This window comes from Corynebacterium sp. UMB0012 (genome assembly GCF_030216265.1).
Taxonomy (GTDB): Bacteria; Actinomycetota; Actinomycetes; order Mycobacteriales; family Mycobacteriaceae; genus Corynebacterium.
Window position 1 is genome coordinate 1 of the sequence record NZ_JASOKQ010000017.1, and the last position, 13,273, is coordinate 13,273.

Sequence of the window (13,273 nt, forward strand, 5' to 3'; positions counted from 1 at the left end):
CTTCGGTGACACCGTAGTCATTATCGGTGAAACTCCTTCTAGATCAGAGCCTCACACACAAACTTCCTGACACCCTCAGGTCTGACTCGCTAAGAATTGCGTTCGTAAAATCTGCGTCGGTGAAATCTGCCGATTTCAAGTTAGCCCATGCCACCATGGAGCCGCGGAAAGAGCATCCTTTACATATGCTTCCTTCGAGATTGATATCCGTCAGGTCATAGTTGGACATATCTTTTCCGGAAATGTCTTTACCAGCGAGTCCCGTGACCCACGTTTGGGGCATTGCTCTATACATCTTTTACGTGGTCCGATCTGTTTCGATTGTGGAACTGGCCTATGGCCAACAATATAAATGCGTTTAAAAATACGTTTACTAGAGACAACAAATCGATGTAACCATGACCTAACCCTAGAAATCCTGATAGACCTAGGACAAACGCTAGACAGGTGCTTAAAGAGGCTGCAATAAAAACCCATTTAGCGGTGGTTGTTCTGTACCTGTATAACGCGCACCAAATAATTAGGGTGATTCCAATTAAAACAAGAACTTTGCTATTTTCCATCTCTACTCACAGTGAAAAGCGAAACTGTATTTCTTGTCTCTAGCATCGAGTTGCATACGGGGGTGCTGTTGCAAAGTTGGGTGGAGAACCGCGAACACTCCTTTCTTCGTCGCCTGGCCAGCATTATGACCCAGCCTGCTTAGATATTCTGGAAGATGTTGTTGAGGTATTTCACCTGCCGGTGTTCCACTGTTGGCGGGCAGATTCCCTCTGACTTCAACTCGGCGATTGCCCTGGCTAGGGAGGGTGCTTTATCGGTGTTGATCACTCTGGGATACCCGGCTGACGCATTGGATCTGAGGGCCTTGGCCAGGTAACGCTTCGCTGCGGCCACGTTCCGCTTCGGAGAGAGGTAAAAGTCCAGGGTCTGGCCACCGGCGGTGATCGCCCGATAGAGGTAGCACCACCTGCCGCCGACCCGGATATAGGTCTCATCCACCCGCCAGGAACTGGCCTGCCAGTAAGGTACCTGTCGGTACCACCGTGTTTGCTTGTCCAGCTCAGGGGCGTATTTCTGGACCCAGCGGTAGATCGTGGTGTGATCGACCGGCACGCCCCGCTGAAGTCATCATTTCCTCCAGATCGCGGTAGCTCACCCCGTAGCGGCAGTACCACCGCACTGCCCACAAAATGATGTCACGAGGGGAAATGACGACCGGAGAAGATACCCATGGCTGTGATTATTTCACGTCGCTCTTCCTACTGCCCCAACTTTGCAACAGCACCCACTGATCCGCCTTCGTTCAACTTCGAACGCGGGGAGCACCTCTCGATCGCAATCTGGGGGCGTTGAAGCAACGGTAAGGAGGGAGGCGTCGGCAAGCGCAGCTTAAAGCAACGCTATGTTGGCGCCTTCTTGGGCCTTTGGCTCAAGATATGCAACAACCCCCGCCTCCCTGCATGGCGTGCATGCTGTGAGGAGCGGGGTTGTTGGTGCTTGGCTTAAAAGCGAATACTAGTTAACGCGGCCGGTTTCCTTGCGGTACTTGCGGTAGTAGCGGCGGCCGTAGTGGACGGTGCCTACTGCAGCGATGGCCACAACGACTAGGGCGATGATGCCGATGATCATGGTCAGGGTGTAGTCACCCTCGCCTGCGGTGCCCAGCGGGGTATCCCACACGCCAAGGCCCCAAATGATGATGCCGGCAGCCGGGAGGCAAGACAGGATCAGACCCATGCCCACCCAGGTGGAGGTGCGAAGCAGGGAAGAGTGAGGAGCACCGAAGGACACGGGATCGTAGCCCTCAATGTAGGTGTCCTGAATCTTGCCGGAGAACTCTGGGTAGGTCTCGCTGGCGTAGTCAGCGACTGCATGGGTGTTATCGCTCATGGCGGAGTCTTTCTGTCTTTCTCTCGTTCCTAGTATTCCTACGGAATAACCTTAGCTTAGTCGTCCTTGCCACGGAAAGCAGCACGTGCACGTTCGCGGGTAACCGCAGAAACTGCGGTCAGCGGAACGCCGGCCGGGCAGACATCGGCGCACTCACCGTAGAGGGAGCAGTGACCAAAGTTGGCTTCCAGGTCGTCGACCATGTTGCGGGCACGGCGGCCACGCTCTTCCTTGCCCAGCGGCATGAGGGAAAGGTGCACCAGCTTCGCACCGGTAAACAGGTGAGCCGCACCGTTCGGGCAGGCAGCAACGCAGGCACCGCAGCCAATGCAGGCAGCGTGGTCCAGCGAGTACTCGGCAGTCTCGTGGTTGAGGTGCATGGTATCCGCATCCGGAGCAGTACCAGCGTCCATGGAGACGTAGCCGCCCTGCTCCATTACGTGATCCAGTGCCGCGCGGTCCACGACCATGTCCTTGATGACCGGGTAGGCAGCAGAACGGAATGGCTCCAGCTTGACGGTCTGGCCATCGGTGAAGTTAAACAGGCGCTGCTGGCAGGCAGGGGTGTTCTGGCCTGGGCCGTGCGGGCGACCATTGACGGTCAAACCACAGGTACCGCAGATGCCCTCACGGCAGTCGGAAGCGAAAGCGAAGGGCTCTTCGCCGCGCTCAATGTAGCCCTCGTTGACGTGGTCCAGCAGTTCCAGGATGGACATCTGCTCAGAGGCGTCATCCACCTGGACGGTCTCGAAGTGGCCTTCTTGGGTCGGTCCGGCTTGACGCCAGATCTCAAGTGTCAGTTTCATTACTTGTAGTTCCTTGTCATCAGCGGGATCGAATCAAAGTACAGCGGCTCGGCGTGGCGAATGAACTCGCCCTTATTAGCGCCCGGCTCCCATGCGGAAACAAAGCACCAGTTCTCATCGTCGCGTTCTGCCTCGCCGTCTTCGGTGAGGTGGTCCTCACGGAAGTGAGCACCACAGGACTCATCGCGGTCCAGAGCGTCGACACACATGAGCTCACCCAAGTCCAGGTAGTCGGCAACGCGCAGGCCGTACTCCAGCACCTGATTCATGTCATTGGCCTCGCCTGGGATGCGGACATTAGCCCAGAAGTCCTCGCGCAGCTCGCGGATCTTGGTGATGGCGGCCTTGAGGTCTTCGACGTTACGGGACACACCGCAGCCGTGGTAGAGGATATCGCCCAGCTGGCGGTGGTAGTAAGACGGACCGTGCGGGTTCTCACCGCGCACTCCCATGAGGCGATCGATGCGCTCCTGGGACTGTGCCAGGGTTGCCTGTGCCTCTGGGGAATCCTCGGCCAGCTTCTCCTCGTTGAGGTGGTCAGCCAAGTAGTTCGGGATGGTGAATGGCAGGGTGAACCAGCCGTCGACGGAAGCCGAAAGCAGGGAGTTAGCACCCAGGCGGTTAGCGCCGTGGTAGGTCCAGGAGCACTCACCGGCGGCAAAGAGGCCGTCGATGGAAGTCATCTCGTTGAAGTCCGTCCACAGGCCACCCATGGTGAAGTGGCAGGTCGGGGCGATGCGCATCGGGGTCTCATAAGCAGACTCGCCGATGGCCTCTTCGTACATCTCGATGAGGTTGGAGTAACGCTCGCGGATCTTGTCCTTGCCCAGGCGCTCGATGGCGTCACGGAAGTCCAGGTACACCGAGTTGTGCAGCGGGCCAACGCCCAAGCCGGCGTTGATTTGCTGGGAGATGGCACGGGAGGCAACGTCGCGCGGAACCAGGTTGCCGAATGCCGGATAGCGGCGCTCCAAGAAGTAGTCGCGCTCTTCTTCCGGAATGGTATTCGGGTCGCGGTCGTCGCCCTCCTTCTTCGGGGACCAAATGCGGCCGTCGTTACGCAGGGACTCCGACATCAGGATGGTCTTGGACTGCCAATCGGAGTTGACCGGCAGGCCCGTCGGGTGGAACTGCACGAAGGCTGGGGAGGCCAGGTAGGCACCGCTGTCATACGCACGCATCATGGCGCTGGCATTGGAGTTCTTTGCCAGGGTGGACATGTGGTAGACGTTGCCGTAGCCGCCGGTACCCAGCACAACTGCGTGGCCGGTGAAGGCCTTGAGCTCACCGGTAATCAGGTTGCGGGTAACGATGCCGCCGGCGCGCTTCTTACCGTTGTCGTTGTAGACGATGATGTCCTGCAGGTCGTTGTGAGCGAAAAGCTCCACGTTGCCCAAGCCAATCTGGCGGTAGAGCGCCGAGGTGGTGGACAGCTGCAGCTGCTGACCTGTTTGGCCACGGGTGTAGTAGGTACGGGAGACCTGCACGCCACCGAAGGAACGGGTAGCCAGGGTGCCGCCATACTCGCGAGCGAATGGGGCGCCGATGGCGTTCATGTGGTCAATGACGCGGACGGACTCGTTTGCCAGGCGCCAGCAGTCGGACTCGCGGCAGCGGTAGTCGCCGCCCTTAACGGTGTCCTTGGTGTGGCGGTAGGCGGAGTCGTTGTCCACCTTCTTGGCACGGGAGGCGTTGACGCCACCCTGCGCGGCAATGGAGTGCGCGCGGCGCGGGGAATCGTGGTAGGTGAATACCTTTACCTTGTAGCCCAGCTCGCCCAGTGCGGCCGCAGCGGAACCGGCGGACAGGCCGGTACCAACCACGAGAACCTCAAACTTGCGGCGATTCAGCGGGGAAACCAGCTGCATGTGGTCCTTCTGGTGGGACCACATATCTTTCATCGGCACGCCGTGCGGCTCGTGGGATTCCAGGATGTTGCCGGCAGATACGCCCGGAACGATGGACTGTGGGTGCGAGAACTTAGGGTGCTCGCGCTTGAGTTCAGTATTAGTCATGGGTTTCTAACTCCTTTAGCTGACCAAGCCCAGGGCAACGGACAAAGGCATAACGATGTTGCCGATGCAGACAACGGCCGGGATGACGTACGCCAGGATCAGGAAGGTCTGACGCCACTTCGCACCGGTGATACCCAGGTCAGAGGCGGCAAGGCGAATGCCGTGGGTGAGGTGCAGGAACAGGAAGCACATAGCGATCACGTACACGATGGTGACCGGCCAGCGGCTGAAGGTGGCGATCATGTTGGCCTTCACCGCGCCCTCTGCAAAGTCGCTGGGAGCGAAAGGTTGCACGCCCAGGGTCAGGTCCAGCAGGTGGAAGATGATGAACAGCAGCAAGACGATGCCGGTGACCAGCATGGACTTGGTAGCGAAGGAATCAAGGCCGCCCATCAGGTTGCTGCGGCGGAACTTGCCGCGGGACGCCTTAGAGCGTGCGGTCAGGGCAAATGCACCATAGATGTGGGCGAGGATGGCAACCAGCAGGATGGCGCGGATAATCCACAATGCGCCCTCGTGCGGGAACAACGGCTCGCCCATGGAGCGCAGGAATGCGCCGTATTCATCCAGCGCCTCTTCGCCGCCGTGTGCCGGCAAGTACAACTTCAGGTTGCCGGCCATGTGGCCAACAACGAAAAGGGCAAAAAGCAGGCCAGTGACGGCCATAATGAGCTTCAGAACCCAGGAGGGCACTCCCGGCTTCTGACGGATTGGTTCGTTAGTGATGTGGCCGTGAGCTACTGCCTCACGGTCCGGATTTCTTAAAGTCATGACACCTCCATTGTCGCCCTCACTTTAACTGGGCTTAACCGCTGGTTACTAGTCAATTCCTGCAGCGTTTCAGCTAACGGTACAGCGGTACGGTTAAAGTCAGAATTCTCTTAGGTAAGGGTTGCCTTAAAAGCCTCCGGACAAAACGTCACTACCTTGGCAGCTCGGAATTCCGCAATATTGACGTTGCGTAATTTGTCCCAGATTTGTGAACTTGGTCACCCAGTGTTGCCAGAGTGACCGCCTTACCCCTTTATGTGTCAAACTTTCGCATGAAACCCACATGTAGCCCACAGGCGGGTGAACATTCTTCGCAAGATCTTTGCAATTAGGGTGCACACCCGCAGGCCAGCCAGTAACCTTGCCGGCATGAGTAAGACGTATGTGGGATCCCGCCTTCGCCAGCTTCGCCGTGAGCGCGATCTCAGTCAGGCTTCCCTTGCCGCGACGCTGGGTCTCTCCGCCAGCTACGTCAATCAGATCGAACACGACGTCCGTCCGCTCACCGTCCCGGTGCTCCTGCGCATCACGGAGGTCTTCGGCGTCGATGCCACCTTCTTCTCCCGTGACGATGACTCCCGCCTTCTTGCCGAGATCCAGGACGTCATCCAAGACAAAGAGCTCTGCCCCTCCCCCGTCGAGCTGCAGGAGCTCTCCGAGCTGGTCTACAACCACCCCACCGTGGCTCGCACGCTGGTAGACGTCCACCGCCGCTACCGCAATGTGCGCGATAAGCTCTCGCTGGCCACTGATGCCCGCCGCACCACCGAGGCCACCCAGGCCCTATCCATGCCTCACGACGAGGTGCGCGACTTCTTCTACGCTCGCCAGAACTACTTGGACAATCTGGACCACCATGCAGAGCAGCTTGCCGACGCCCTCTCGGTCACCCACTTCGGCATTCGCGACACCGAGCACGCCCTGGCCCAGCGCCTGCGCGATCGCCACAACGTAGATATCCACATCACTTCCCAGATGGATGGCACGCTACACAGCTTTGACCGCGAAACCGGCGAATTCCGGCTCGCGTCGCGCCTGAGCGAAGGCCAGCGCGCCTTCCGCATGGCCGCGGAGCTGAGCTTCCTCGAGGCCGGGGAAGACATCGCTTCCCTAGTAGAGGAGGAGCCGTTCACCTCGGATGCTTCGCGCAACCTCGCGCAGCGCGGCTTGGCCAGCTACTTCGCCGCCGCCACCGTGATGCCCTATGAACTGATGCATTCCGAGGCCGAGCGCTCCGGCTACGACGTGGAATACCTCTGCCAGGTCTTCGGCGTGGGCTATGAATCCGTGGCCTCCCGCCTGTCCACCCTGCAGCGCGATAACCTCCGCGGCATTCCTTTTACTTTTGTTCGCGTCGACCGCGCCGGCAATATGTCCAAGCGCCAATCCGCCACCGGCGTGCACTTTTCCAATAATGGCGGCACCTGCCCGCTGTGGAATGTCTACGAGACCTTCACCCAGCCCGGCATTATCTCCCGCCAGCTGGCCCAAATGCCCGATGGTCGCAACTACCTGTGGATTTCGCGCGCCGTCCAGCACCACCAGGGGCGCTTTGGCGATACCGATAAGCTCTTCGCCATCGGCCTAGGCTGCGAAGCCCGCCACGCCGACCGCACCGTCTACGCCGAGGGGCTCGATCTCACCGATCTCTCTACCGCCACCCCCATCGGCTCCGGCTGCCGCACGTGCCCGCGCGAGAACTGCGCGCAACGCGCCTTTCCACCCATCAACGAGGTCATTAGCGTCGACGCCCACCGCTCCGCCGTGGCACCGTACTAACTCTGCCACCCAGGTGGACTGCACATAGAAAAGCGGCACCGCGGTCCGCCTCCCTCCAACGAGGGGAGCGAACGGTGCGGTGCCGCTGGCGTCGCGCTCTATGGCGACGTCGGCAAGCAGCCCTGCTTAGAGGTTAATCATGTGGCCGCCGATGCCCTCGGCCGCTTCCTTCATGGCCTCAGAGAGGGTCGGGTGGGTGTGAACGTTGCGGCCGATTTCCTCAGCGGTGAGGTCGAAGCGCTGCGCCAAGGTCAGCTCCGGCAGCAGCTCGGATACGTTGGAGCCCACCATGTGGCCGCCGATGAGCTCGCCGTACTCGCCGTCCGCGATGAGCTTGACAAAGCCGGCGGTCTCATTGAGGCCAGCGGCCTTGCCGTTAGCGGAGAACGGGAAGGTAGCGACCTTGATATCGCGGTCCGCGAACTTCTCCTTGGCAGCTTCTTCGGTGTAGCCGAAGGAAGCGACCTGCGGGTTGCAGAAGGTAGCGCGCGGCATATTCATGTAATCGCCCAAGAGCTGGGTCTCCACACCGGCGATGGTCTCTGCAGCCACAACGCCCTGGGCCTCAGCAACGTGGGCGAGCTGCAGCTTCGCGGTGACGTCACCGATGGCGTAGATGTGGTCGACGTTGGTGCGCATGGTGTCATCGATGGCAATAGCGCCGCGCTCGGTGAGCTCAACGCCGGTGTTCTCCAGGCCGAAGCCCTCGGTGCGCGGGGCGAAGCCGATGGAGATCATGGCACGGTCCACGGTGAGGGTGTCCTGCTTGGAGCCGTCCTTGGACTCCACCTCAACGGTGACATTATCGCCGTTGTCCTTCACGGAGGTGGTCTTGTAGCCGGTCAGCAGCTTGACGCCGAGCTTCTTGTACTCCTTGGCAATGGCCTTGGAGACGTCCTTGTCCTCGTTCGGCAGGACGCGGTCCATGAACTCCACGATGGTGACATCCACGCCATAGTTGGACAGAACATAGGCGAACTCCATGCCGATGGCGCCGGCGCCGACGATGACCATGGACTTCGGGGCCTCATCGTTGAGGATCTGCTCCTCGTAGGACACGATGTTGCCGCCGAGCTCTACGCCCGGCAGGGACTTGACCACGGAACCGGTAGCGATGATGCAGTCATCGAAGGTGACGGTCTTACCCTTGTCATCACCATCGGTGATTTCGATGGTCTTATCGTCCTTGAAGGAGCCAAGGCCGTTGATCTCGGTGATCTTGTTCTTCTTCATCAGGTAATGGACACCCTTGACGATGCCCGCGGAAACCTTGCGGGAACGCTTGTGGGCAACACCGAAGTCAAAGGAGACATCGCCGGAAATGCCGAAGTCCTTAGCCTCGTGGTTGAAGGTGTGGGCAACCTCAGCGTTCTTCAGCAGCGCCTTGGAAGGGATGCAGCCTACGTTGAGGCAGACACCGCCCCAGTACTGCTTCTCGATTACGGCAACTTTCTTACCAAGCTGAGCTGCACGGATGGCGGCCACGTAGCCGCCAGGGCCCGCGCCGAGTACTACTACGTCATAATGTTCATTAGTCACGCCCTTTAGGATACGTAACTTTGCCCTCCATGTCGCGCATTGGGTCACACTCTTGTGCCCGAGTCCCCCACGCTTCGGGGGTAAAACGTACAAAGGCCCTGCACGGTGGCGTCGGCAAGCGCGCGACGCCCCCACGCAGGGCTATGGGCTCGGTGTTTTAGAACAGGCCGAGAGCCAATGCGGCGGCGGAGGACATGGAGGAACCCATGTGCAGGAACTGGCCCAGAACTTCATTGATGGATACGAGGATGGAATCGAAAACGTTCATTATGCTTCTTTCTGTGTTTTTACTTGCCTAGAGCGAGGGATGGGTCCGCAGTTGGGACCGCATTATTCACACGTTTAGTACTAGCGGAGATTGTAGCGCCACCGTTACATACGCGCTGCGTTCAGAATTATGACACACAAACCACATGCGTCACAGGTTTTGCTACATTAAAAGGGCTATTAAGGCATAGAGTCTTGCTAACACTCCCGCTATGCGGAACGATACCTACTGAGAAGATTCTCTTAACTCGAGGAAGCTAAAAATATGCATACTTTGCGCTCTATCGGCTCCAGCGTCGCAGGCATCGCCATCGCGGCAGGAGTCCTCTCCGCCCCTATCGCCTCCGCCGTCGAGCCGGCCGAGATCCAGGGTGACGCCACCCCGTCCACCATCCGCGAGGTAAACCTGACCGACCCTGCGGACCCGGAGAATATCAACTACGCCATCACCACCGAGGGTGAAAACCGCGTGGTGGATATTGCTGGATTGAATGATAAGGACAAGTGGAAGGGTTATGCCTTCGGCCACAAGAGCGGCCAAGGCAAGCACTACGGCAACCACGTTAAGGCCCTGACCGCCACCTCCGCCGCCATGGGCGGCCGCGAGGTTCCGCTTGCGGTCATCACCCCAGACGGCGACTTTGAGAAGAAGCGCCCCACCCTGTACCTGCTCAACGGCGCGGGCGGCGCTGAGCAGGGCATGGACTGGCTGACCGCCACCGTCAACCACGACATCGACCCCAAGACCGAGGGCGTACAAGACATGGTGGACTTCTACACGTCTAAGGACGTCAACGTGGTCATCCCACAGGCCGGCGCCTTCTCCTATTACACCGACTGGGTATCTTCCCCGAATAGCGGCTACCTCAAGGGCCCACAGAAGTGGGAGACCTTCCTCACCAAGGAGCTACCGGACAAACTGGAAGAGCACATCGGTGGCAATGGCAAGCGCGCCATCGCCGGCATGTCCATGTCCGCGACCTCCTCCCTGCTGCTGGCGGAGCACAACCCGGGCTTCTACAACGCCGTGGGCTCCTTCTCCGGCTGCGCTGCCACCTCCCGCCCACTGCCACGCCTGTACACCCAGCTGACCGTCAACCGCGGTGGCGGCTCGGCCGACCAGATGTGGGGCGCTATGGGCAGCGAGTACAACGTGTACAATGATGCCTTGGTAAACGCTAACCCGAACAACCTGGGCAAGTCCGAGACCTATGTTTCGGTCAACTCTGGTCTGGGCGGCGCCAATGACTGGGGCGCTAAGGGTTCCTCCACCCTCATCGTTGAGGGCGGCGTCATCGAGGCCGCGATGAACTCCTGCACCCACGACCTCAAGGCCAAGATGGACTCCCAGGGCATGAAGGCGGATTGGAACTTCCGCAATACCGGCACCCACTCCTGGCCGGGCTGGCGCGATGACATTTTCTCCTCGTGGAAGACCTTCGAGCGCGGCTTTGCCAAGGATGCTGCAGAGGCACCGGCCGAGCCGGAGGTAAAGCCCAACGAGCTTTCTATCGAGGCACCGCAGGCCGAGGAAGATGCGCAGGTTAAGGACGCCCCGAGCGCCGCTGACCAGTCCCCGGATAAGGACTACGTCGAAGATCTGACCGCTGACGCCCCAGAGACCGCCGGTACTGCGGAATAAGCAACGCAGCAGTATAATCAGCGAGTTCATAAACTACAGGAAAGAAGCACTATGAAGCGCCTTAGCTCCATCCTGGCCGCCACCGCCGTGTGCGCCGGCCTAGCATCCGCCCCGCTGGCGGGGGCCGCACAGCTCACCCCGCAGCAGGTAGCGGGCAACGCCGCCCAGTCCACCCTGGCCCCACTGGAGGTCACCCCGGAACTGGAACAGCAGACCTGGTACCAGAAGTACAAGGACGATCCGCGCGTCGAAAAGCTGCAGGCCACCTCCCCAGCCATGAACGGCCGCAAGATTCCGCTGGCCGTCATTCGCGCAACGGATGAGAACCGCCCGACCATCTACCTGCTCAACGGTGCAGGCGGCGCGGAGCAGGACATGGACTGGCTGAAGCTTTCTGACGCCGTTGATTTCTACCACTCCAAGAACGTCAACGTGGTCATCCCGCAGGCCGGCGCTTTCTCCTACTACACCGACTGGGTATCCGAGCCGAACTCTAAGTACCTCAAGGGCCCGCAGAAGTGGGAAACATTCCTTACCAAGGAACTGCCGGGCGCCATCGAGGGCCATATCAAGGCCGATAACCACCGTGCCATCGCGGGCATGTCCATGTCCGCCACCTCCTCCCTGCTACTGGCAGAGCACAACCAGGGCTTCTACGACGCCGTCGGCTCCTACGCCGGCTGCGCGGCTACCGCTTACCCGGTAGAGCACAAGGCCGTTGAGCTTACCGTTAACCGCGGTGGTGCTACCACGGAGCAGATGTGGGGCCCGTTCGGCTCCCCCACCAACCGCTATAACGACGCGATGATGAACCACGAGAAGCTGCGCGGCACGGAGCTGTACATCTCTTCCGGTTCTGGGTTGGCAGGCAAGGAAGATACCTTCTCCTATAACGTGGCTAAGGGCTACAACCCTGCTACCGCTGCTTTGGGCTCCGCTCAGCTGCAGGTGGAAGGCGGCGCCATCGAGGCTGGCGTAAACTACTGCACCCACAACTTTAAGGCCAAGCTGGACCAGGCTGGCATCCCAGCGACCTACAACTTCCGCAATACCGGCACCCACTCCTGGCCGCACTGGATTGCGGACCTCAAGGATTCTTGGCCGGTCTTCGAGCGCGCTTTCAATAAATAAGCTCGTTTCTTTCCGCGGCTGAAAGGGCGGTAGGCTTGCAGCATTATGAAGTTGCTTCCTACCGCCCTTTCGCGTGCCCACACTGATCCTTATACCGGCGTGGATTTTAACCTCGGTTTCGAGGTTTCCCACTACACGCTGGATCTGACCTACCGCGTGGAGCCCAACCTACTTCAAGGCGAGGCTACTTTGGCCATCCGGGCCGACGAGAATTTAACGTCGCTGACCCTAGACCTAGGCGGGGCGATGGTGGCTCGGCGCGTGACCGCAAAGGGTGCACCGCGGGTGGCTAAGTTCCGTCAGTCTTCCGGCAAGCTGCGCCTGCGTTTTGCTGAGGAGATTGCCGCTGGTACGGAATTTGAGCTGATTATTCGCTATGGCGGCAGCCCGCGGCCGATCCGCACCACCTGGGGCGAGATTGGCTGGGAAGAAACCGAATCCGGCTCGCTGGTGGCCAGCCAGCCCAACGGCGCGCCGAGTTGGTTCCCTTGTGACGATACGCCGTCTGAAAAGGCGCACTATGACATCATCATTACGGCCGATAATCCCTTCATCGTGGTATCCAATGGTGACCTCGTCTCCCGCCGGGCGGGCGGCTCCACCACGCGGTGGCACTACCGCACCCGCGAGCCCATGGCCACCTACCTGGCGACGGTCCAGGTAGGCGAGTTCTCTAATTTTGATTTGGGGCCTTCCACGCGCGCCTGGGCACCGGCCGAGCTGCGCGAGCGCGTGCTCGATGAGTTTGCCCAGCAGCAGGAAATGGTGGACTTCTTCTCCTCCATTTACGGCCCTTACCCGTTTACAGATTACCAGGTGGTCATCACGGAAGATGAGCTGGAAATACCGCTGGAGGCGCAGGGCCTGTCCATCTTTGGCTCTAATCATATTAAGGGCGACCACGCCTTCGAGCGTCTTATTGCCCATGAGCTTTCCCACCAGTGGTTTGGCAATTCCGTGGGCCTGGGCGAGTGGAAGGATATCTGGCTCAACGAGGGCTTTGCCTGCTACAGCGAGTGGCTATGGGGCGAGCACAAGGGCGAGACCACCGCGCGCGAGGCGGCGCGTTCCCACTACAACGTCCTGGGACGCAAGGCGCAGAACCTCACCGTTTCTGATCCGGGTGCGCGCGATATGTTCGATGACCGCGTGTATAAGCGCGGAGCCTTGACCGTGCACGCCATTCACCGCCTGCTTGGCGACGCCTTCTTTACTACCCTCCGCAGCTACCTCACCGAACACCAGCATTCGGTGGTAGAGCCTTCCATGCTGCTGGATTCCTTCCGTGCCGCCGCTCCTGACGCCGCGCTTTTCGACGCCACCGTAGACACCTGGCTTAACCAGAAGGCCCTTCCTCCCTTCCCGAGTTAGTGGTTTTGGCCCCGTTTCGCGGAGTTTAGTCTGCGTTTGTTTGGGGAATGTCTAATCTA

At 59.7% G+C, this 13,273-nt stretch carries 10 protein-coding genes and 1 pseudogene; 4 read left to right on the forward strand and 7 right to left on the reverse strand.

The genetic code is table 11. The features are described from left to right. Positions 1 to 43 precede the first annotated feature (43 nt). From QP324_RS12310 to QP324_RS08660, 6 genes and pseudogenes are all read right to left on the reverse strand, one after another. The gene (locus QP324_RS12310) at positions 44 to 295 is read right to left on the reverse strand and encodes a pentapeptide repeat-containing protein (protein ID WP_369184186.1); all 252 of its coding nucleotides are present in this window, start codon (positions 293 to 295) and stop codon (positions 44 to 46) included. Positions 296 to 711: 416 nt separating this feature from the next. Further along, positions 712 to 1,235 (reverse strand): annotated as a pseudogene (locus tag QP324_RS08640) (IS6 family transposase); the annotation flags it as partial. Positions 1,236 to 1,518: 283 nt separating this feature from the next. Beyond that, positions 1,519 to 1,893, reverse strand: a complete 375-nt coding sequence (locus QP324_RS08645) for a hypothetical protein (RefSeq protein WP_284815633.1) — start codon at positions 1,891 to 1,893, stop codon at positions 1,519 to 1,521. Positions 1,894 to 1,949: 56 nt separating this feature from the next. Then, complete coding sequence (locus QP324_RS08650; RefSeq protein ID WP_005323073.1) at positions 1,950 to 2,699, reverse strand: succinate dehydrogenase/fumarate reductase iron-sulfur subunit; 750 nt, start codon at positions 2,697 to 2,699, stop codon at positions 1,950 to 1,952. Continuing rightward, positions 2,699 to 4,714 carry a fumarate reductase/succinate dehydrogenase flavoprotein subunit gene (locus QP324_RS08655; protein WP_284769392.1) on the reverse strand — a complete coding sequence of 672 codons (2,016 nt, stop codon included), beginning with the start codon at positions 4,712 to 4,714 and terminating at the stop codon, positions 2,699 to 2,701. The genes QP324_RS08650 and QP324_RS08655 overlap by 1 nt, the downstream gene beginning before the upstream one ends. Positions 4,715 to 4,729: 15 nt before the next feature. After that, positions 4,730 to 5,485: a succinate dehydrogenase cytochrome b subunit gene (locus QP324_RS08660; protein WP_284815635.1), complete on the reverse strand. Its 756-nt coding sequence runs from the start codon at positions 5,483 to 5,485 to the stop codon at positions 4,730 to 4,732. 369 nt (positions 5,486 to 5,854) lie between these two features. Between QP324_RS08660 and ramB the strand changes: the two genes are divergently transcribed. Beyond that, positions 5,855 to 7,264 (forward strand): acetate metabolism transcriptional regulator RamB, encoded by a 1,410-nt coding sequence (ramB, locus tag QP324_RS08665; protein WP_284815637.1) that lies wholly within the window; start codon positions 5,855 to 5,857, stop codon positions 7,262 to 7,264. A 126-nt stretch (positions 7,265 to 7,390) separates the two neighbouring features. On the opposite strand, the gene lpdA is transcribed toward ramB, so the two are convergent. Beyond that, positions 7,391 to 8,803: a dihydrolipoyl dehydrogenase gene (gene lpdA / locus QP324_RS08670; RefSeq protein WP_005327177.1), complete on the reverse strand. Its 1,413-nt coding sequence runs from the start codon at positions 8,801 to 8,803 to the stop codon at positions 7,391 to 7,393. 532 nt (positions 8,804 to 9,335) lie between these two features. On the opposite strand from lpdA, the gene QP324_RS08675 reads away from it, so the two are divergent. Genes QP324_RS08675 through QP324_RS08685 form a run of 3 tightly spaced genes read left to right on the forward strand, consistent with a single transcriptional unit; the run spans position 9,336 to position 13,214 of the window. Further along, positions 9,336 to 10,712, forward strand: a complete 1,377-nt coding sequence (locus QP324_RS08675) for an alpha/beta hydrolase family protein (protein ID WP_284815638.1) — start codon at positions 9,336 to 9,338, stop codon at positions 10,710 to 10,712. A 51-nt stretch (positions 10,713 to 10,763) separates the two neighbouring features. Continuing rightward, entirely contained in the window at positions 10,764 to 11,843 is a 1,080-nt protein-coding gene (locus QP324_RS08680) for an alpha/beta hydrolase family protein (RefSeq protein WP_284815639.1), read from the forward strand. A gap of 45 nt (positions 11,844 to 11,888) precedes the next feature. Then, positions 11,889 to 13,214, forward strand: coding sequence for a M1 family metallopeptidase (locus QP324_RS08685; protein ID WP_284815641.1), 1,326 nt, complete (start codon positions 11,889 to 11,891; stop codon positions 13,212 to 13,214). Positions 13,215 to 13,273 lie beyond the last annotated feature (59 nt).